The sequence below is a fragment of the Corallococcus sp. M7 genome (assembly GCF_054512695.1).
The window spans coordinates 7,466,019-7,486,591 of the sequence record NZ_CM137252.1 but is presented as its reverse complement, the minus strand read 5'-3'; the positions used below and the strand labels follow the sequence as shown (position 1 = coordinate 7,486,591).

Below are 20,573 nucleotides of genomic sequence, written 5' to 3'. Positions count from 1 at the left end.
TTGGGCGCTCAGCGCATCAGGGGCACTTGCTCACCATCAGCTCGCCGCCGTTGTTGCTGGCATTGATGCGGAAGCTGAAGACGTAATTGCCGGCTTCCGGAATCGCGAGCGAGGACTCCTTGCCAGGGCCCGCGGCGAGCGCCATGGGCTGCTCCGAGGCAATCACCACCGGGTTCCCACCCAACACCGCGAGCTCCGTCGACCAGTCCGCGCTGGCGAACTTGAAGGTATACGCGGTGACGTCCGGCTCGTTGACCACCACCTGGTAGATGTTGTCGCCCTTGTAGGCGAACCGGCGGTTGGCGGGCGTCGCACCGAAGTTGTCCCCGCCGACATAGCTGCCCCGGATGAACAGCTCCTTGCCGAGCGGCCCGAGCCCGTCGACCGTCGGAGCGTCGCAACGCGCCAGCGGTCCCTGTCCAGAGAGCCCGCCGCCCGGGCCTGTCTGCGGGCCTTCCGCCGTCGGCGAAGCGATGACGAAGAACCGGCCCTCGAACGGCCTCAGCGCGATGTCATGGTGCCCGTCCACGAGGGCCACGTCCTCGCCGCCCATCAGCCCGACGAGCGCTCCCGCGCTGCCAATGGCCGTCCCAGCAACAGTGATGACCGCGGGAGTCGCCTTCGCGTTCAACACATACAGGACGTGGTCGCTGCCCGTGTCCTTGCGGTCGATGTAGACATTGTCGTCCGAGTAGATGTGCGTCCGGCTGCCATTCGCCAGCGCCGGATGGGTATCGCGCAGCGCCCACAGCGACGCAACGTAGTGCTTCAGGTCCGCCTGCGCGGGCGAGAGCACCGTGGCGGGCGCCCCCACCGTGGTCGGAATCCCATCCACGATGGCGGAGGTCCGGGAGACATGGTCGTCGCAGAGTCCCCGGATGGCACAGGTCGCGTTGTCCTCCTTGGCCGCGAAGCCCGGCAGCTCCTGTCCGACCTCGTCACCGTAGTAGAGGGTGATGGGGCCGCTGTACCCGGCCATGAAGCTGAAGGCGGCCTTGTGCCGCGCCCACCAGGCGCTGTCCTCGGGTTGCGCCAGGCCTCCTCGCTGGAGGAGATCGCCGAAGCGGACCAGGTCGTGGTTGGTCAGCATCAGGTTCGGCATGGCGTGGGCCGGATAGGCCAACTGGTTCTGATATCCCGCCTGGAGGTTGTTCGCCCCTCGGTTCCCCGTGCCGGATTCCTCGACGGCCAGCGTCTGCACCAGGCTGTATCGCACCGGGAAGTCGAACGCGGACAGCAGCGCGGGGCTCGCGGCGGGGCCATAGCCGTTGCTGGCGATGTCCGCCGGCCCGCTCCAGATCTCCGCCACCATGTACCCCAGCGGATGGACGGACTGGCCCGCCGCGTTCGTGTAGCTCACGTCCGCCGCGGCCTGGGCGACGGTGTTCCGCAGGTCGTCCCAGTACTGCACGGGGACCTGGGCGGCCTGATCCAAACGCCAGCCGTCGATCTTGTAGGTGGTCACCCAGTGCGCGGCGACCTCCTTGAAGAACTCGAGGTCATCCGGATAGACCGCCGAGCGTCCGGTGCCGCCCTGCTGTCCCGTGGTGGAGAGCTTGCGGCCCTGCGGCGAGGGGTAATCACTGGCATTGACCTTGTAGTGGCCGAACACGCCATCCAGGAAGACATACATTCCCCGGGCATGGGCGCTGTCGACCAGTTCCTGGAGTCTGGCGTTGATGCCGAACTTGGGGTCGACGTTGAAGTAGTCCGACGCGAAATAGCCCGTGGCATCCAGGCGGTTGGCCCAGTCGTCCTGGCCGCTCACGGGAGCGCTCGTGAAGATGGGGGTCAGCCAGAGTGCGTTGACGCCCGTGGACTTGATGGCGTCGAGGCTGTTGATGACGCCCTGCAAATCCCCCTTGTGATGGCTGGTGCCGTAACCGGTGTTGTAATCCGCGGTGCTGTCGGCATCGACGAAGGCTTCGACCATGACCTGGTACAGGCGAAGGCCGCACGCGGGTTCACCGTTGCCCTTGAAGCAGGCCAGGCGGCTGTCGGCTCGAGCCGCGGCGGTGTCGACGGTCGCGGTGTACGCAACGCCCGCATCCACTCCCGCGTCCACCCCGCCATCCTCCACCCCAGCGTCCTCACCCGCATCCGCCGGCGGCGGAGGCTGGGTCCGCCGTCGCTTCCACTGTTCCCGTCATGGCAGGCGGCCAGGACACCCGCCATGGCCAGCGTGAGAAGGGACTTCCTCCAATGCATGAGCTGCGCTCCTCCGGGGACGACGCCCCATGAAAATCCGGGGTGCAGCATAACGGCGGCATGTCGAGGCCCATCCTCCAAGCGCATCGCGAGGTTCAAGCCGAGACACGTACGCCCCGTCGCTTCAGACCTTCCCTTCTGGTACGGAGCGAGTCATGCGAAACCTTATTCTCTGTGTCCTGGTGTTGTTCTCCATGACGGCCGTTGCAGCGGAAACCCGGCTGGTCGTGAGGGCTCGCGCCCGGGACGGCAAGTTCATCGGGACGTCCATGGGGGGCGTGCGCGTGGTGCTCCGGGACGGGCAGACCGGCCAGGTGCTGGCCAGCGGCGTCACCGCCGGCTCCACAGGCAACACCCAGACCCTGATGAAGCAGCCACAGGCGCGGGGCGCGTTGCTCGCGGATGAGTCCTCCGCGAAGTTCACGGCCACCCTGGACATCGCCGAGCCGCGGCTGGTGACGGTGGAGGTGTCCGGGCCGCTGGCGCAGCGGCAGGCGCTCGCGACCAGCACGACCCAACTCTGGCTGCTGCCCGGCAAGCACCTCGAGGGCGATGGCATCATCCTGGAGCTGCCCGGCTTCGTGGTGGATGTGCTGATGCCGTCCGCTCACGAGTTCATCAAGCTCACGAAGGACAAGAAGCTCACCGTTCCTCTTCGCGCCAACCTCACCCTCATGTGTGGCTGCCCGACCGAGCCCAAGGGGCTCTGGGACTCCAGTCGGTATGAGTTGCAGGCCACGGTGAAGCACAATGGAAAGCCGCTCACCCAGGTGCCCCTGAAGTACGCCGGGAAGACCAGCACCTACGAGGCGGAGCTCTCCGTACAGCAGCAGGGCGCATACGAAGTCACGGTGACCGCGTACGACCCCGTCACCGGCAACACCGGCGTGGACTCCACCACGTTCATCGTCGAGGGGTGACGAGCCAGGAGGGCCTCGAATCCGCTGCCAGAGGACTCAAATCGCGCAGGTCCCGCAGGTTGTGGGGGCCCGCGATGAGGGTGACAAAAAGACATGCTGAGATGTCTTTAATCTGTTCGTGCTGGCGTTTTTCCTTGTGGCTGTAGTCTGGATATTCCTGTCATTGATTACCTGCTGCGTTTCGTCGCCAAGGACAACCGTACTGTCGGGCGATGGATAGACGCGTGAGCGGTGTGGTCTTTCTTGCGCTGCCGCAAACGCATGAAAGGAATATCCGTATGCCAGAGATTTCGAAGCTTCCCGCTCCGGGTCCTACGCCTCCCAATCAGCCCACCAACACCGTCAGGCTCTTCCAGGACGCGAGCTGGTCGAGTGCGTCCTACGCCTTCAACGTCAATGACTACACGAAGGACAAGCGCCAATCCATCTCCGGGACGAACATTCAGGACCGGGCGACCTGGATTGCGTTCAATCTTCCGGTAGGGACCGTCGTCACGATGATGGACAACTTCGTCCCGCCGGCGGACGGCAACGTCTACAATCTCAAGGGCTGCGGCCGGGTTGTCGACCTCGTGGGGACGGGCAAGACCGAGGCCGTGGCGCTCTCGCAGGTCAACATGAATGACTGCATTTCGGCGTGGTTCTGGCACACGCCCGATCTGAACCTCGGCGCTGTCGAGCTCTACCAGGATGCCGACTTCAAGGGGAACCGCACGGTCCTGTTCCTGTCGGAGTGGAACGCGAGACAGGTCCACTCGCTGTCTGGCTGGTACATCCACGACAGCGCGAGCTCCGCGCGTTGGCCATCCCTTTATGACGCCCAGACGGTCTCGTTGTTCGCCAATTCCGACGGGTCGGGGGTGAGCTACGAGAACATCAAGGCCTGGGGCAGCTTCTCGCAGTTGAGCAGCTTCAAGCTGGTGGGTTTCAACGACGCCATCTCCAGCTTCTCCTGGAACAATCTCATCCCGAAGCAGGAAATCATCGCCCCGGTCATCGTCACGGTCCCGAACAGCAGCGGGAAGAGCCTGTCGACGCACATGACCGCGACGAACGACAGCCCCGAGGTGCAACCACAAACCATCACCCTGACCAACACGACCGAGCAGACGACCTCGGTGACGGTCACCAACCAGTACACGGCGGGCATGGAGTTGGGGTATTCGCTCTCGGCCAAGGCGGGCATCGGGGTGGGGGAGGTGACCCAGGAGTGGACGCTCAAGCTCAGCTTCTCCTACTCTCGCACGGACAGTTCGACGCTGACCAAGACGCAAACCACGGCGCTCTCGGTCTCGCAGGTCTTCAATGTGCCTCCCTACAGCATCGCCCAGGCGACGCTCTGGGTGCAGATGGGGCTGCTCCCTCCGAACACGACCTACAGAACCACGGCCGAGCGTTGGTATGACGCCGACCTCAAGGGCAGCACGTACGACCCCGCGAACGGCTGGTGGCGCCGGACGGAGTTCATCACCTTGCAGATGGGCGGAACCCTGGCGGTGAACTCGAACCTGGTCGTCGAGACGTCGCCGATCCCCCAGGCCACCGAGGCATAGCCTTCAAGAAGCCGCCTGCTGGCGAAGCCTCCGCGCGAAGAAGGACAGGATCTCATCTCGTGCCGCGAGGGTCGGCTCGCCAGCCGCGTCGATGAGGTGCGCGGTCACCACGCTGTGCGCACCTCCGACGATCCGCTCGAAGAAGGGTGGGGGACTGGGGTTCGCTGCCGACGACGGCAGCACCCGGGGCTGGAAGCGAGCCCCCAGCGCTTCGGCGTACGCGGCGAAGCGCTGCGCCGTGCAGAAGCGATCCCCGTCGAAGCGGTACGCGAGCACCGTCAGGTCTTCACGCTCCAGCCGCTCCTTCACGGCCGCGGCCTCCTCGGGGGCGATTTGAATCGCTCCTGGGGCGTCGAGCGGCAGCGAGGGCTGGCACAGGACGGGCGCCAGCACCGCGGGCTCGAGCATCATGCTGAGCGCGAAGTTGCCGGTGAAGCACATGCCGATTGCGCCGACACCGGGGCCTCCACATTCCTGGTGCGCGAGGCTCGCGAGCGCACGCAGCCACTGCGTCACCGGGCTCGACGCATTCGCCGCGAACGCGCGGAACTCCGCGCTCACGCAGGCCCGCTTCATCACGGCGAGCCCCGCCTCCGCCTGTGGATAGGCCCCATCCCGTCCGAACAATGACGGCATGTAGACCGTGAAGCCGGCATCCCGGACCCAGCGTGCGAAGCGCGCGACGTGAGGGCTGATGCCAGGCATCTCGGCCATGACGATGACCGCGGGGCCTGTTCCGGCGACGTAGACGGCGCGCGGGGTCGACTGGAGCGTGATGTCGCGTCGCTCGAAGTCATCCAGGGGATCGTCGGCGGTGGGCTCGGGGGCGGGAGGAGTCATGCCCGGACGATGCGGGAAACCCACCTCAGCGAGCCAGTGGCGGCATTGACAGCTTTCGGTCTACTCTTGCCAGGTATGATTTGGCATGTCGTGCTGGATGGCGTGGCCGAGGGGCCGCTGGGTGTCGGCCTCGACGTGATCAACACCGCCACGCGCCTGCTGGAGTCCGGTCTCGTCCCAGGAGTTCCACGCGCGAATCCATTGCGTCAACGCGTGGTGTCTCTGGACGGCCGCCCGGTCCGCTCCGGCACGGGACGCCCCGTCTGCGTGGACGGCGCGCTCAGCCTGCGAAGCGTGAAGCCGGGGGATGTGCTGCTGGTGCCCGGACTCTCCGCGGCCAGCGAGCGCGCCGTAGAACAGTTGCTCTCTCGCGCCGACACCGCACGCGGCATGGAGCTGCTCGCGCGAGCGGCGGCGAAGGGGGCGAGGGTCGCGGCATCGTGCTCGGCGACCTTCGTCCTGGCGGCGGCGGGGCTCCTCGATGGACGGGACGCGACGACGACCTGGTGGCTGGTGCCCGCGTTCGTGCGCCGCTTCCCCCAGGTCACCGTCCGCGCGGACCGGATGGTCATCGAGAGTGACGATGTCCTCACCGCGGGTTCTGCCTTCGCGCACGCCGACTTGATGCTGGCCATCGTCGCGCGCGTCGCGAGCCCGTCACTGGCGCACCTGGTGGCCCGCTACCTCGTGCTCGACGAGCGTGTTTCGCAGTCCCGCTACATGGTGATGGAGCACCTGCGCGTCTCGGACCCGGCGCTGCGCTCGGTCGAACGGTTCATCGCCGCGAACCTCGGCCGGCAGTTGTCGCTGGAGGAGCTCGCCCGCGCCGCCGCCACGTCTCCGCGCACGCTCGCGCGGCGGGTCCAGGCAGGCATGGGCATGACGCCGCTCGAGTTCGTGCAGCGGGTCCGCGTGGCGCATGCCACCCACCTCTTGGAGACGACCCGGGACTCGGTCGATGACGTCGCCGCCCGGGTGGGCTACGCCGACGCGGCTGCCTTCCGACGCGTGTACCGGCGATACGCCGGCGAGAGCCCCCGAGGCAGACGGCCCAGGTGAACCCGGCTCAGTTCGTCACCTGGGCCGTCCCCATGAGCGCGCGGTGGTCGGAGCACGTGTCGCCGCGCAGGGTGGCACTGACGTAGTTCCTCCCCGTCCAGTTGAACGAGAAGAACATGTAGTCGAGCTTCGAGTTCCACGGCTGGTTGCAGGCCGCGCTGTACTGGCGCTTGGTCTCGCGGGGCGTCTTGAAGTCCGCGTCGATGAACGGGTCGCCATTGCCCAGGTGGTTCAACGTCTGGATGACCGCCGAGCTGGGCGCCGAGTTGAAGTCTCCACCGACGATGACCCGGTAGCCCGAGTTCATCCAACTGGTCGCCCAGCCGCGGATGGTATTGGCTTGAGCAAGCCGGGTGGCGTCATCCGGACCCGAACCGGCGATGAGGTGGGTGCTGCACGCCCGGAAGACCCGGCTCTGCTTGGTGAAGTCCATGCAGATCATGCTGTGGCCCAGGCCCCCGGGGAGGTCGAGGTTGTATTGCACGGAGGGGCCGTACTCCGTCCGCACGGCGATCAGGTTCCCGTGGTTGAGCGCCCCGCCGACACCTCCACAGGCCGCCTTGTACTTGGTGGGGTAGAACGCGGCCCAATAGCCCCGGGGGTAGTTGGTGTTCCAGAACGCGCTTGCCTGCGTCTGGCAGACCTCCTGGAGGGCGACCACGTCGGGTTGATTGGCGCCGCCCATCAAGGCGTTCACCAGGTCGATGGCGCCCGTGCCGCCCCCGTAGGCGAGCTCTCCCGCGATGTTGTGGGTGATGGCGACGATGGCACCGGGATTGACCAACGAGGCCGCCTCCTGCGGCTCGCGTGACCCGGCGGGGGCCGGGGTCGAAACCTCGCTCGCCAGCACGACGAAGGGCGCACACAACAAACCCATCAGCAGCTTCTTCACGTGGACTCCTCCTGGACGAAACCTCCGACACAGTAGGGATGTTTCTCGTGAATGCTGGTCTATCGTGATGTCCGCGTCAAACGTGTAAAAACCGACATGGATGAAGCACAGCGGCCCGCCCCGAGCGTTCGGGGCGGGCCGCTGTGTTGGAACAAGAGGCGTCAACCCGGCGTCAGCAGACGCCGTCGCGGGTCGCGCAGTAATCGAAGCAAACGGCAGGCCCGGTGGGGCTGCGGCATTCGCTGCCGTCGCAGCAGTAGATGGTGATCCAGGAGGCATTCTTCGTGTCCGCGCTGGAGGAGGCGCACTGCGCCTCGCACGTGTCGGCGGGACCGGTGCACGTGGTGCCGTTGGCACACGACATGTACACCTCTCCGTCGGACGTGCCGCCACAGCCCGCCAGCATTCCTGCTGCCATCAGTCCCGCGATGATTGCCTTGCGCATTGTGTGCTGTCTCCTGGATGGGGATTGCCTGGCGAATGGTAGGCGGAGGAGAGCACTCTGGATAGAGGTTGCTCCGGAGGTCCCGTGAGAGTCTATTTTTGCAGTCCCGCAAATTTCCTGGCCAGTCACAAGCGCACCGGTACACCACGACCCTGTCATTTCCAACGAACAACCAATGCGATCTGCTGGCGAAGCTGAGCGAGGCCACCGCGGAAGCGCCGTACCGCAAGTCCGTCGAGGAGTTCACCTTCTTCAATGCGCTGGGCGACGTCACGAGCCCATCCGTTATGAGGCCGCCCTCCGGGATGCGGGCTTCCGGGACATCACCTGGCTCTCATCCGCCGGCCCCGGAAGGCGTTGATGGTGCCGTCGCCGAAGTTGCCCACCAGCAGGCGCCCGGCGAGCCGCCCGAAGCTGGCCGGCGCCACGGCCATGCCCCACGGCGCGTTCAGGCTGCCGCCGGAGATGAGCCGGCGGATCAGCTTCCCATTCGAATCGAAGACATTGACGTAGCCCAGACCGGGGCCGTGCACGTCGTCCTCGCGCTCCTCGTCCTGCTGCGCATAGCTCACGTAGAGGTCGCCGTGGATGTTCTGGATGCCAAACGGCGCGAAGCCGGCAGGCAGGTTCGGGTCCGTGAAGTTCCCGCTCAGCGTGGCGGGCGTGAAATTGCTGTCAAAGACATCCACCTTGCCGTTGTGGAAGTCGGTCGCGTAGAGATAGGAGGCGGTGCCATTGTTCGCCAGGGCGACGCCCTTGTAGAACGCGTTGCTGCCGGAGTTGTCCACCTTGAGGATGGCATTGGCCGGGTCCGCCAGCGGAGACCAGCCGGCCACGACGCCCTCCTCCGTCACGAAGATGAAGCGAGCCGCCCCGCTGGCCGTTCCCGCGGTGACGACGAAGCCCTCGGAGCCGTTGTAGACGGCGCCCGTGGGGCTCGACGGCGACGTGGCTCCCGTGGGCACCGGGATGGTGACCACGAGCGGCTGCGCGTTCCCGTCGCCGTCATAGAGCGTTGACACCCCCGTCCCGTTGTCGGCGACCCAGGCGGGGCCGAACGGGTTGAAGGCAAGCCCCCAGGCGTTGATCAGACGGGCATCCGGATGCTCCGAGGCCACGCTGCCGTCGGAGACCAGGTTCCTCTGGGGGTACGCATTGGGAATCGAGCCCGGCGCCTGGGCGATGGCCGCTCCAGGCAGCGCCACCACGGCAAGCGACAACCCAAGCACATATCCAGCACACCGCCGCCCCAGTTCGCTAATCGACGTTGTCTTCATGTTCCCCCCCTTGAGATATCGCGCGAGTGTGAGCTTCTCGTCTGGCTGACACCTGAGAAGAGGGGGACTTCACCGCAACAGGCCCTTTTGCGCAGGGAAATGATTGCCAGCGTTGGCTCATGACAGGACCTCGACGTAGCCCTCCGTGCCATGCACGCGGATGCGCTGCCCGTCTTGAATCCGCCGGGTCGCGTTCTCCACGCCGACGACGGCCGGCAGGCCATACTCCCGGGCGATGACCGCACCGTGGGTCATCAGCCCTCCCACTTCGGTCACCAAGCCCTTGATGGACACGAACAGGGGTGTCCAACTGGGGTCCGTGAAGGGCGTGACCAGGATGTCTCCCTCCTCCATCTCCGCGTCGGCCATGTCCAGGAGGACGCGCGCCCGTCCCTCCACCACGCCCGAGGAGACCGCCAGCCCGGCGATGGCTCCTGCGGGGAGGCCGGCTCGCTTGTACGCACCCGTGACGATCTCTCCATCGGAGGTGATGACCCGCGGCGGCGTCAGCTTCCGGTTCCGCTCGTGCTCGTCCTTTCGCTGGCGGATGAGCTGGCCATCCACATGGTTCGTGCGCACGACCTCGCGGAGCTCCTGGAAGGAGAGGGAGTCGATGTCTTCCTTTTCCTGGAGCACACGGGCTTGCACGAGCCGCTCGGCCTCCTTCAGCAGGGCCTGCCTGTAGACGAAGTAGCGATTGACGATGCTGTACTTCGGATACTCGCGGTAGCCGATGAAGTTCCGGAGCCGGCGGATCATCCGTTCTGTTTCTCCAGCCTTCTCGTCTCCTTCCGGCAGTTGCCGCAGCCGCGCCAGGAGCTCCTGTTCCTTCTTCAAGGCCTCCTGCCGCCCCTGTTCGAACTTCCGGTTGCTCGCCCCGGGTTCGAAGGCCTTGATGTTGCCAAGGATCAAGGGGACGAGCGTCGTGGGGCTTTCGCGCCAACGTGGCCGCGTCACATCAATCTCCCCGACACAACGCATGCCAAACCTGTCGAGATACGCGGAGATGGCGTCGTGGGCCGCCTGTCCACCCTCCACCCCGGCCAGGCCTTCCAGGAAGCCTTCATCCCGGGCGTTTCGCAGGTACTCGACCACCTCCGGATGCGGCCGGATCGCGTCCGCGACATCCAGGAGCGCCAGCCCCATCTCCGAGGTGATGTTGTTCGGCACGGACTGGGACAGCGTGTCCGCGGCGCTCTTCTCGCCCAGCCAGGCCTGCATCTTCTCGTTGAGCCAGGACGCGGCGTTCATTCCTGACATGAGCGCGCCAAAGCTCCGAGGCTCGAACAAGCTCCGCCTCAGGGTCTGGAAGTCTTCCAGGATGAAATCCAGCAGCTCCATTCCGGATTTCGTCTGGATGTTCTGCTTCAGCGTTTCGATCGCCGCCTGGCTCTGGGCAATCAAGTCAGCGACGACCGCCGGGTCGTCAAAGGCAGGCGGGGGTGTCCCAGGCTTGCCTTGAGCAGGCTCCGGGGAGGGCAGGGGTTGGATGAAATCGCCCCGTGCGATGAGGGTCTCGAGGGCGTCCCGGATGATCGGCTCGGAGCGGCCCAGGACATCCAGCATGGCCTCCCGGCTCGCCGGTGACGCCAGCTCCTTCATGCAATCGACGAACAACCTCCCACCCGCCGCGTACATGGGACGAGCAGCGGTCAGCTGCCACAAGGACAGCCCCAGGGGCTTCATGGGGTCGGTCATCATCTGCTGGTGGCCGACGGAGACGAAGATGTGGTTGCCGCCGTCTCCCACGTCCGGGATGGGGTACAGGGTCGTGATGGGCCGGCTCTGGACGAGGTAGAACGTGTCGTCGAGCAGGCACCACTCGATGTCCTGGGGATGCCCGAAGTGCGCTTCGATTCGTCGCCCCAGGCGTTCGAGCCGCACGATCTGCGCATCCGTCAGCACGGGGCTGGTCTGCCGCTCGGTGGTGGCGATGGTCTTCTCGGTGATCTGCCCGTTCCGCACCTTGTAGCCATCGGCGTTCACCAGGCCGGAGACCAGGGCCTCCCCGAGGCCGAAGGTCGCCTCGATGGAGGACACCTTCCGGTTCGACGTCACCGGGTCGGCCGTGAACAGGGTTCCGGCCGCCTGTGGGGCGACCATCTTCTGCACCACGACCGCCATGTGGACCTTGCGGTGGTCGAAGCCGTGTTGGATGCGATAGGCGACCGCCCGCTCCGTGAAGAGCGATGCCCAGCACCGGCGGATGTGCGTCAGGATCTCCGGCTTCCCGATGACGTTCAGATACGTGTCCTGCTGGCCCGCGAAGGACGCCGTCGGCAGGTCCTCCGCCGTCGCGCTGGACCGGACGGCATAGGGCGCCCGCTCACCCAGCCTGGAGAGGAAGAGGGTGATGGCTTCCTGCACGTCTTCAGGGATGGCGATCCCTTCGATGACCGCTCGGAGCGCCGCGCTCACCTCCCGGATGCTGCCCCGGTCTTCCGCCTTCAGACGCGACAGCCGTTCAAGCCATTCGCCAGTCGTTGGCGCTTCGCCCAGGATCCGCTTGAAGGCTTCGGTCGAGACGCAGAAGCCATCCGGGACGTGGACTCCTTCCATCCTGGAAAGCTCCCCCAGGCTCGCGCCTTTCCCTCCGACCTCCATGATTCGGGTCCGGTCGACCTCCTGAAACCCAAGCGCATAAGCCGGCATCCCCGCACCTCCCTCGTGAAGAGGGCGCGACTATAAGCATGACAAGCTTTGAAATTGACTGGATGGCGCTCATTTATTTGGAACTTCAGGTCCACGCGGGTTTCATGTAGAAAGGGCTGAGTCACGGGGCTGGCAAAGAAAAAGGGATGCGTTGGATTGCAGCGGCAGCTACCGTCGCCACATGAAGACCGTGGATGAATGGAAGGCAACGCTGCGGGCCGCGATGAAAGAGGCCCTGCGTACTCGGAACGCGCCCGCCTCGGCGGTGCTTCGGGAGACACTCGCCGCCATCGACAACGCCGAGGCACCCGACATGAGCGTTGCTCCCGCCACGGTCGTTGGCGACATCGCCGGCAGCGCGGGAGGACTCGGAAGTGGAGAGGTGCCCCGGTTGCTGTTGTCGCCGGAGACGGTGGGGGCCCTCGTGCAGCGTGAAATCCAGGAGCGTCGCGACGCGGTGGCGCTCTACACCCGGCTCGGCAAGCACGAAGAGGCTCGGACACTCCAGGCGCAGGTGGACGTGCTTCTGGCGCTGTAAGCGCGGAGCGTCTTTAGCGGAGCTCCTCTTCCAGGAACTCCCAATGGGCATCCACCCAGTCGTGGATGTACTTCACCTCGCCCTCGAAGCCGAGGATGTCCGTGCGCTGGTTCCATCGCGGGAAGTGGCGATAGGCCTCGCCCCAGTGGGCTTCATCCTTGCGTGCCGCGCGGTCGACCTCGGCGGCATAGGTGTCGATGAGCCCATGGACGACGTCGCGGTGGAGTGAGGTGTGGAGCAGTGTGTGGAGGCGCTCTCTGAGAGGTCCGCGGAGGGCGGGGTCCTCCAACATCCGGGCGAACAGGTGGTTTTCCTCCGTGAAGGAGGCCATCACGTCCGGGGCCTGGCGCGTGGTGTTCCAGTTCTGCCCGAAGCTCGCATCCAGGTCCCAGGGGATGTAGCGCCAGCGCCGCGCCTGCCCTTGCGCTCGGAAATGGTAGGCATTCTTCGTCACGGAGTCAGACAAGGCCGCCAGGTGGGCCAGGATCCACCAGTCCTCGTAGTCCTCCACCTGCATCCAGGCGCCGCGCTCCGCGCGGAATCGCTCCGCACGGGTGTCCGCCACGAAGGCGGTGAACTGCTCGATGCTGGCATAGGCCCCATCTCCCTCCTCGGGCTCGCCCTCCTTCTTCTCGTAGCCCAGATGCAGCGAGGCCTTGGGCCTGCCGGACGCATCCCGCCGGGAGAAGTTGGCGTCGGAGCCCACGGCCTTGAAGAGTTCGCCCTGGACATCCATTCCCTGCGCGGAGAGCGAGTGGCGGTCGACATGGTCCGCCACCGTGTAGAGCCCGTGATAGTGCCCGTTCAGGTAGACGACCGCGCTGAAGGTCTTCACCTGGAGGTGGTCGGGAGACATGAGGCTCCACAAGGTGAAGCCCAGCCTCGCGCGGAGGTATGAATTGTCATTGAAGGGGCTGATCAATACCACCTTGCGCCTGCCGGAGAAGCCAGCCGCGAGCAGGGGCTCGTCGAAGGTCTGCCCGCCGCGGAAGTCGAGCGTGAAGCTGCGCTTGGGGAAGTCCCGGGACATCGCCCCGCGATATCGGGCCTGGGCGGTGTAGCAGCGTCCGCGATAGAAGACGCGCGCCGCCTGGTAGTCGTCGTCATCCGGCAGTGAGTCCGCCACGTAGAGGTGGAGCACCGGCAGCCCGTCCTCCTCGACGTAGCCGCGCGGATCCTGTTCCTGCTCAAGCGCAGCGTCTTCGCGGGCGGCGCCCTCTGTTCCCGTGCATTCGGGAACGGGGAGCCCCCAGGGACTCTGGGGCGGGCAGCCTGACGTGGCCACTCCCAGCGCCAGCAGGGCCGTGGCGAGGCGCGGGGACCCTTGTCTCGCTTGTCCCATGTCTTTCCTCCACGCCACGAAGCGAGCCATGCGTTCGCCCCCCATACCGCTCTCCGGGGCGTGGCGGGCCCTGTCTCCGGGACCGATGCGCTTGTCGCCCGGCCGCCACTCCTGCCCCGGGGACTGTTGTCGTCCGAGACGGTGGATGTGCTTCTGGTGTTGTCCTCCTTATCACTGTCGATCATGGACCTCCGTCTGGAGTCGGGATGAACGGCCGTGCGAGACTCATCCAGAACTCCTTTCACGAGGTGAGGACCCCATGAAGCGTCTCCTGGCAGTGGCTGCGTTCCTGGCGTCGGGTCTGGTGGCGTGCGGTGGTGATTCCGGCCTGGATGGCGCCGGCAACGAAGCACCGCGACCCGCGGTGGCCTCCGAGTCCGGTGGCTCCGTGAAGGCGAGCGCCTGCACCACGTATTACGTCCCCCGGCTCACCACCTACTGGGATTCCTATCCCATGCGAGACGATGGGTTGCTCGGGCAGTGCGAGCTGGATGCGTCCTGCAATGCCACCTGCTGGGGCGTGGAAAGCGCCTATCCCGTGTATACCGACTACTTCTATTGCACGCGTTGCCTCTGAGGCTCACTCAGGCCAGGAGAGCCCCTCAGTACTCGGAGCTGGGGGGCTTCTTCTTGACGCCCTGGAGGTCCGACGACGGCAGGCCCGGCAGGCTCCCGAAGCTGGCGCGGCGCCTCAAGACGGGGCCTCCTCGCGGTGCCTCCACGTGCAGCCTGCGGTCCACGGGCGCAACCGGCAGGCCCAGGGCCCGGGCCGCCGCGATGTCTGTGTTGTGAGCCTGTCGCAGCTGTAGCGCGGCGGCCCTGCGGTTCCCGCTGACAGGGGGCAGGACATGGCCGTTGCTCGCCAGGTGCACCGCCAGCTGGACGCCCCAGGCGCCGCAGCTGTCCTGTCCCCTCATCCGCGGCCCATCGTTGTCATCCTGATATTGGATGGCGCAGTGCTCGATTTCGATTCCGGGGAAGGGCAACTGCAGAAGACGGAGGTCTTCCACGGGGACATCGTCGGGGTGAAGCGGGTCCAGATAGAGCAGCCTCACCTGGCGGCCCCCGAGCGGGTCGGGCGCGCCCAGCGTGAAGTAGAGCAGGGCCCAGTGATTGCCGCCCCGGTTGAGCGGCTGGATGATGATGCGCGTATTCGTGGTGATCGCCGGGTGCACGCCGGTGGTGTACGCGGCGCGGTCCATCTGCAACCACTGCGGCCTGCTGACCCCTGGCAGGACCGCGACATCCGCCCGGTCCCTGAGCAGGTACCGCTGGAGGTTGTAGATGTCGTCCTCCTCGTAATAGTACCCGGGCGCCTGGAGGTCCGGAGCCTCTTGCGACGGGGCCTCGAACGACCCCAGCGCCGCGAATTGCTTCTTCAGCGAATCGACATCCTGCTCCTTGCTCGGCTCCTCCCGCGCTTCGGCGCTGGCTGACGAGACCCCCTTCTTCTTCGAGCCATCGACAGGCGCGGGCGCCACCAGGGGACGGAGCGCGACCCGCCGCACCTTGCCCATGTTCCGGATGGCCAGCAGCGGGAGGTCCGTGATGGGACGCGGTACCACCGGCGCATCCTCGGCCCCACCGGGTTTGGAGCCGCCCAACTGGGAACCGCCGAGCTCGGAGCCCCCGGGGCTGGCGGTGCCGCCTGTCCTGAAGAGATCCCCGTTCCGCATCACCAGCCGGTTCGCGAGCATCGCTCGCCGCGCGAGCGTCTCATTGTCGTCCAGCACCGTCAGACCATAGGCGCTGGTGGTGCTGCTCATGATCTCCAGGTGGTTCTTGAGGAAGTTGGTGAAGAAGGCCCTGACCGACACGCGGGTCCCACAGATGCGCATGACCCCGTGAACCAGGTCTCCGCCCGTCGGATGCTTGCTGGCGCTTTCGACCATGAACAGCAATCCCCCGGGCTTCTTGGTGTCGGGGGCGCTCGCCAGCAGCGTCTGGAAGAAGGCCAGATACTCCGCCTTCTCGCTGGAGGTGTTGTTGGTCGTGTCGATGATGACGGCGCCCAGTTGCTTCTGATTCGGAAGGGCATCGCTGGGGATGTTGATGGGATTCGGCGCGCCGTCCATGACGAGCATCCGGACGCCATTCTTCACGGCAATGGTCTGGTAGATCGAATCATGGTCGAGCTCGAAGTACGGAGCCCAGGCATTGAGCAATTGCGTGCCCGTCAGTCCGCTGTCCTTCATGCTCCCCTTGGCGTTGAACAACCCCTTGGAATAATGCATCCCGTAGAAGCTGGCCATCCGGAGCGCGGCCATGCCGGAGAGCACGGAGATCTTCTTCACGGTGAAGCCTTCGGGGGTCGCGACCTCCTCGTCACCGTCGCTCTTGCCGCTCTTCTTCTTCGGCGCCGGTGCGTCGTCGTCCTCGTAGTCGGACTCCGACCCGTAGCCGGAGTCCTCGGGCTCGGGACGGCGCTTCTTCCTGGGACCCCTGGCGATGGGCAGCACGTCGGGGAGCACGTAGGGGATGGTGGCCTTGAGCGCGGGCAGCGCGCATTCCGCAGGGCGGCCGGTGTACCTCGCGACGGCCGTCGCATACGTACTGCCGTCGGCCCGGGGCGTCGTCAGGGCGTGGTCATGCAATACGGACATCAGGCGGTCGACGGCTTCCAGGGCCGCGGAGGTGTAGCCATTCAAGGTGCCAATGGAGTCGGGCACCTTCTGCTTCCGCATCTCGGTGATGAACTGGTCGGTGACCGCGAGCGCCGCGGCGATGGCCGCCGCTCCCGTGTCAGGCGGCAGCAGCCCCGGGTCCAGCCGGATGCCGTCCGGGAGGTCCGCGAGCGTCGGGAACACCGAGCCGAACCCTTCCCGTGAGACGACCTCGATGCCAATCCCCCGGGCGCGAATCTGCTGGGTCAACACCGCGCCAAAGACACACTGGACCGCCCGCCACTCTCCCTGGTCCTTCGGGAAGACCTTGCTCGGCCCTCCGATGATGCAGAGCATGGGGTAGCCGTGGATCCGCCAGTCCGGGCTCCGGCTGTCCACGTGCGGACTGCCGCCGCTGAGCTGGAAGTTCAGGAGCTTCTTGCCCTTGCAGGCCCGGATGGTCTCCACGCAGACCGCCCGCTTGGACTGGATGGCGATGTCGCTGAGCGGAATCGGGAGGTCCCGGGTCCCTGGCGCGAAGAGGTCGCAGAGCTCGAACACGCGAGCCCCGTCGACATGGTGGCGGCCACCCGCGCGAGCGGAGGTATCCACCGGGAGCTTCGGGCCCAGGATGAACCCCGGTGTGGCGGAGCGCGGGTAGGACCGGGATGGAAAGCTTCGGCCCTTCGCCTTCCCCACGGAGAAGAACGTGAACGGCACCATGGAGGTGGCGGACACGGTCATGACCGCGAGCAGCCATTCCAGATCGTATTGGATCCGGGCCGTGCCGGTCTTGGGGTCTACGTCCACCTGCCAGACCATGTGCCGTCCTTGTCGTGGGCGGAAACCCACCCGCTCCGTGTTTCACGTCCCAGGCGCTGGAGGATGTCACCTCGGGAGAAGCGAGAACATGACCTGCCGAGGGGGCAGGGGGCTCGGAGCCTGGAGGGCCAGCACGGACGGCACGAAGTCGGGCGCGGCCAGACGCAGAAGCCCCATCCCGATTCCGGCCAGTCCCAGCATCAGTCCTGGCGCCTCGGTGAACTTCGGCAGGCCGCAGCGCCACGCTCCGTCCTGGCCCTGTGCCAGCACCCGCGCGGCCCGTGAGCGCGCGGCCTCCTTCCAGGCCGCGTCTCCCAGCACCTCTCCCGCCAGATGCAGCACCTCCAGGTTGCCCACGTCCCCGTGGCACAGGCAATGGCTGCCGCCGAAGCCTTCGCGCTGCACGGTGGCGAGCCCCGCGGCAACCTCGTCACGCAGCCGCGCATCCTCCAGGTGGCGCAGCGACAGCAGCCGGGCCAGGACGCCGCCCGCGGCCCCGTTGCACCAGGCCGTCATGAAGCCGCCGGGCACCAGCGGCTCGCCTTCCTTCGACGTGCGCAAGTCCTTCCAGTTGCCGCGCTCCGGGACGAACAGGGCCCGCTCGAAGGCCAATCCCTGACGCGCGGCCTCCCGGTAGCGCTCGTCGCCGGTGAGCGTGGCCAGTTCCAGCAGCGCCCAGACGAAGCCGGACGCGCCGTGGGCCAGGCCCGTGAGCGCGCGCCCGGCCGCGGGCACCACCCAGGCGCGTCCACCATGCCCGGTGTCGCTCGCCGTCTGGAGCATCCGCTCACCACACTTGCGCGCCAACCGGAGCGCCTCCGTGCTGCCGGTCTGCTGGTGGAGCCGCATCAGCACCAGCGCGGCCCCCGCGACGCCCGCGACCAGGTCCAGCGCCGTGTCCGCGTCGATCTTCGCCTCCAGCGAACCCAGGCCCGCGTGGACTTCATCCAGCAGCCCTGTGTCGTCCAGCGCGACGGCGAGGTGGCCGAGGACGTAGACGTTCGCCGCGCGTCCCGAGAACGCTCCCGCGCCGGAGGGGTCCTGGGACTCGGGTGCGCGCCACTGCTCGCGCACCGGCACCGCCGCCCTGCGCGCCAGCACCGCGAAGTCCTCCCGGCCCGTCACCGCCGCCAGGTAGCCGAGGAAGAGCGCCACGCCCCCCACGCCGTCGAAGAGGTCCGTGCGCAGGGGAGAGAGCCCCCAGCGCCGGTGCTCCAGGTCCTGGAGGCCCACGCCAATCCAGCCGACGTCGTGGGCTCCATGGATGGCGCGGGCCGCCAGCAGCTCGCCCAGTTGCACCGCGCCGGCCAGGCACGCCTCGGGCGTGGCGGGCGGGGGCAGGGCATCCCCGGCGGCGGTCCCCGACGGCGCCACGGTCTCGCGCTCGCGCTCGAGCGTCACCAGCGACTGGCGGATCAGCGCCATCTGGTCGGCGCAGTCCTCGGGACCCAGGTTCTCCAGCAACTGGAGCGAGCCCTCCAGGCCGGCGCGCGGCAGGTGATCCGGGAGGCAGCGCCCCCGGCTGTCCCAGAGGTGGCGGGAACCGGGTCGCGCGGTGAAGACAGGCACGTCTCCCAGCCGGAGGTCCTCGTGCTCGGAGGGCGTCAGCCGCGCCAGCGCGGGACGCACGCGGACCTCCGCCCACAGCTTGTCGAGCAGCTGGTCCCGGTCGAGCGCGTCGCGCAGGAAGTCCGGGTGCAGGCCCTCCTGGAGGAGGAAGCCGTAGCGCATCGTCGCCCGGGCGATGTGGCGCACCTCCACGTCCCGGAACCCTTCGAGCATCCGCGCCACCTCCTCGCGATGCTGGAGCAGCAGCCCGTACGTCTCCTGGAAGCCCTCCTCGATGCTCGTCCCGAACGCGGTGACGTCCACCGGCCGGCCCTCCAGCAGCGGGCGGTTGTGGGCCGCCGCGGTGGACGGCTGCTTGCGGACGACGTGCAGGGTGTCCCGGGCGCGGTCCTCCAGCGCGGGCGCGGCGTGGGGGAAGAGCTGGCCGGCCTCGCCGCCCAGGCCGCTCAGCTCCACGCCGGCCCGGCCCTCCCTGCCGAACATGAGCGTGGGCAGCAGGCCGCTGCTGATCACGGAGCGCTCCAGGAAGCGCGCGGCGCGGGACACCGCCGTGTCGTCGGCGCGAGGGGCGGGGAGCTGGTGGAAGAGCCCCTCCAGGTCGACCAGGACGGGGAACTCCCCGGCGGCGAGGAGGTTGCCGGAGTGGAGGTCCACTCCGCGCAGCAGATACAGCAGCGCCAGGTGGCTGCCCTGCCGCCAGTAGAAGCGCGCCACGGCGTCGCGGTCGTCGCACCCGCCGGTCTCGACGTGCTCCACCCAGCCATGGGTCTCGCGCGTCAGCACCTTCAGCCGGCGGTGCGGATGGCGCAGGCCCCAGCGCTCCAATTGCTCCAGCAGGTCCTGGTAGCGCGCTTCGACCTCCAGCGACCGTGGCTTGTAGACGACCCGCAGACCCGAGCGGAAGGTCAGCAGCGCCACGCTGCGGCCCTCGCGGTGCGGATCCCCCGCGCCGGTGCGCGCCTCCACGAGCGGCCCCGGATCCACCCCCGCGCCGAGCCTGGCCACCAGGGCCTCCCGGTCCTCCGCCAGATGCGTCAGCAGCTCCAGGCCCGTCTGGATCCAGCGCTCCAGCGACGTCACCAGGAGCCGCGCCAGCACCGGGTACTCCTCCAGGAACGCGGCGAGCCGGCCCGGGGCCTCCAGGTGGTGCAGGGCGAAGTGCTCGAAGCGCGCCTGGGGCGTCTCGCCCCGCAGCTCTCCGCGCAGCCGGGCCACGTTGAGCTCCAGCACCAGCGACCGGGTCGCGGTCTGCATCAGCCGCTGCTCCAGCGCGTCCACGAGCCAGGCTTCAGCGCGCGCATCCAGCAGCGCGTCGGCGGCCAGGCCGGTCCGGGCGGCCAGCGCATCAACGCCCGCCCGCAGCCGTCGCAATCCCAGTTGAAGGAACCGGCGCGTCAGTGCCGGCACACGCATCCGCGGGCCCGCATCCACGGCAGAGGGGAGGGCGACGTCGGCCGCGCGATCCGACAGGACCTCTTCCAGGAGCGGCAGCCACGTCAGCGCTTCCGGCCGCGGCGTGCTTCCCGCGAGCCTGCGCACGAAGGACGCCGCGTCCAGCCCCACGCCGCGGAGCCGCTCGTCGAAGGACGCCTCGTCTCCCAGCGTGCTGCGCCGCCACGCTTGAAGGCGCGACTCGGCCTGTTGGAGCGAGGGGGCGGAAGGGTTCTCTTCCGCGGCCTCCCGCTCATGGAGGAAGGCAGCCCGCTCCCACGCACCCATCTTCGAGCCCTCTCGCATGCGCGTCCCGCACGTCCGTCTGGACCTGGAAAAAGACAGGCGCGAGGACCGGAGCCCTCGCGCCTCGGGTGGAACGGGACGACTCCCCGTGGGAGCCGCCCGTCACACGCCGTCCA

14 protein-coding genes are annotated in these 20,573 nt (G+C 67.4%); 5 read left to right on the top strand and 9 right to left on the bottom strand.

Annotation, left to right across the window (positions count from 1 at the left end; translation table 11 throughout):
• Nucleotides 1-16: 16 nt before the first annotated feature.
• Entirely contained in the window at nucleotides 17-2,065 is a 2,049-nt protein-coding gene (locus tag ACX114_RS29860) for an alpha-amylase family glycosyl hydrolase (protein ID WP_459290130.1), read from the bottom strand.
• Nucleotides 2,066-2,402: 337 nt separating this feature from the next.
• Here ACX114_RS29860 and ACX114_RS29855 point away from each other — a divergent pair, with 337 nt between their 5' ends.
• Together ACX114_RS29855 and ACX114_RS29850 are read left to right on the top strand one after the other, a co-directional pair.
• A complete protein-coding gene (locus ACX114_RS29855; protein ID WP_459290128.1) occupies nucleotides 2,403-3,128 on the top strand; it encodes a hypothetical protein in 726 nt (241 codons plus the stop codon).
• A 224-nt stretch (nucleotides 3,129-3,352) separates the two neighbouring features.
• Nucleotides 3,353-4,681, top strand: coding sequence for a hypothetical protein (locus tag ACX114_RS29850; protein WP_459290126.1), 1,329 nt, complete (start codon nucleotides 3,353-3,355; stop codon nucleotides 4,679-4,681).
• Between the two features lie 3 nt (nucleotides 4,682-4,684).
• Here the strand turns inward: ACX114_RS29850 and ACX114_RS29845 are convergent, their stop codons facing one another.
• Nucleotides 4,685-5,521 (bottom strand): dienelactone hydrolase family protein, encoded by an 837-nt coding sequence (locus ACX114_RS29845; protein ID WP_459290124.1) that lies wholly within the window; start codon nucleotides 5,519-5,521, stop codon nucleotides 4,685-4,687.
• Nucleotides 5,522-5,596: 75 nt separating this feature from the next.
• Between ACX114_RS29845 and ACX114_RS29840 the strand changes: the two genes are divergently transcribed.
• Complete coding sequence (locus ACX114_RS29840) at nucleotides 5,597-6,580, top strand: GlxA family transcriptional regulator (protein ID WP_459290122.1); 984 nt, start codon at nucleotides 5,597-5,599, stop codon at nucleotides 6,578-6,580.
• A 7-nt stretch (nucleotides 6,581-6,587) separates the two neighbouring features.
• On the opposite strand, the gene ACX114_RS29835 is transcribed toward ACX114_RS29840, so the two are convergent.
• From ACX114_RS29835 to rph, 4 genes are all read right to left on the bottom strand, one after another.
• Nucleotides 6,588-7,472 carry an endonuclease/exonuclease/phosphatase family protein gene (locus ACX114_RS29835; RefSeq protein WP_459290120.1) on the bottom strand — a complete coding sequence of 295 codons (885 nt, stop codon included), beginning with the start codon at nucleotides 7,470-7,472 and terminating at the stop codon, nucleotides 6,588-6,590.
• A gap of 172 nt (nucleotides 7,473-7,644) precedes the next feature.
• Complete coding sequence (locus ACX114_RS29830) at nucleotides 7,645-7,917, bottom strand: hypothetical protein (protein WP_459290119.1); 273 nt, start codon at nucleotides 7,915-7,917, stop codon at nucleotides 7,645-7,647.
• A gap of 323 nt (nucleotides 7,918-8,240) precedes the next feature.
• Nucleotides 8,241-9,137 (bottom strand): TIGR03118 family protein, encoded by an 897-nt coding sequence (locus ACX114_RS29825; RefSeq protein WP_459290117.1) that lies wholly within the window; start codon nucleotides 9,135-9,137, stop codon nucleotides 8,241-8,243.
• 174 nt (nucleotides 9,138-9,311) lie between these two features.
• A complete protein-coding gene (gene rph / locus ACX114_RS29820; protein WP_459290116.1) occupies nucleotides 9,312-11,846 on the bottom strand; it encodes a rifamycin-inactivating phosphotransferase in 2,535 nt (844 codons plus the stop codon).
• Between the two features lie 181 nt (nucleotides 11,847-12,027).
• Here rph and ACX114_RS29815 point away from each other — a divergent pair, with 181 nt between their 5' ends.
• Nucleotides 12,028-12,384: a GatB/YqeY domain-containing protein gene (locus ACX114_RS29815; RefSeq protein WP_459290114.1), complete on the top strand. Its 357-nt coding sequence runs from the start codon at nucleotides 12,028-12,030 to the stop codon at nucleotides 12,382-12,384.
• Between the two features lie 13 nt (nucleotides 12,385-12,397).
• On the opposite strand, the gene ACX114_RS29810 is transcribed toward ACX114_RS29815, so the two are convergent.
• Nucleotides 12,398-13,726 (bottom strand): CotH kinase family protein, encoded by a 1,329-nt coding sequence (locus ACX114_RS29810; RefSeq protein WP_459290112.1) that lies wholly within the window; start codon nucleotides 13,724-13,726, stop codon nucleotides 12,398-12,400.
• A 259-nt stretch (nucleotides 13,727-13,985) separates the two neighbouring features.
• Between ACX114_RS29810 and ACX114_RS29805 the strand changes: the two genes are divergently transcribed.
• Complete coding sequence (locus tag ACX114_RS29805; RefSeq protein WP_459290110.1) at nucleotides 13,986-14,303, top strand: hypothetical protein; 318 nt, start codon at nucleotides 13,986-13,988, stop codon at nucleotides 14,301-14,303.
• 25 nt (nucleotides 14,304-14,328) lie between these two features.
• Here the strand turns inward: ACX114_RS29805 and ACX114_RS29800 are convergent, their stop codons facing one another.
• A complete protein-coding gene (locus ACX114_RS29800) occupies nucleotides 14,329-17,151 on the bottom strand; it encodes a hypothetical protein (RefSeq protein WP_459290108.1) in 2,823 nt (940 codons plus the stop codon).
• Nucleotides 17,152-17,217: 66 nt separating this feature from the next.
• Complete coding sequence (locus tag ACX114_RS29795) at nucleotides 17,218-20,457, bottom strand: type 2 lanthipeptide synthetase LanM family protein (RefSeq protein WP_459290106.1); 3,240 nt, start codon at nucleotides 20,455-20,457, stop codon at nucleotides 17,218-17,220.
• Nucleotides 20,458-20,573 lie beyond the last annotated feature (116 nt).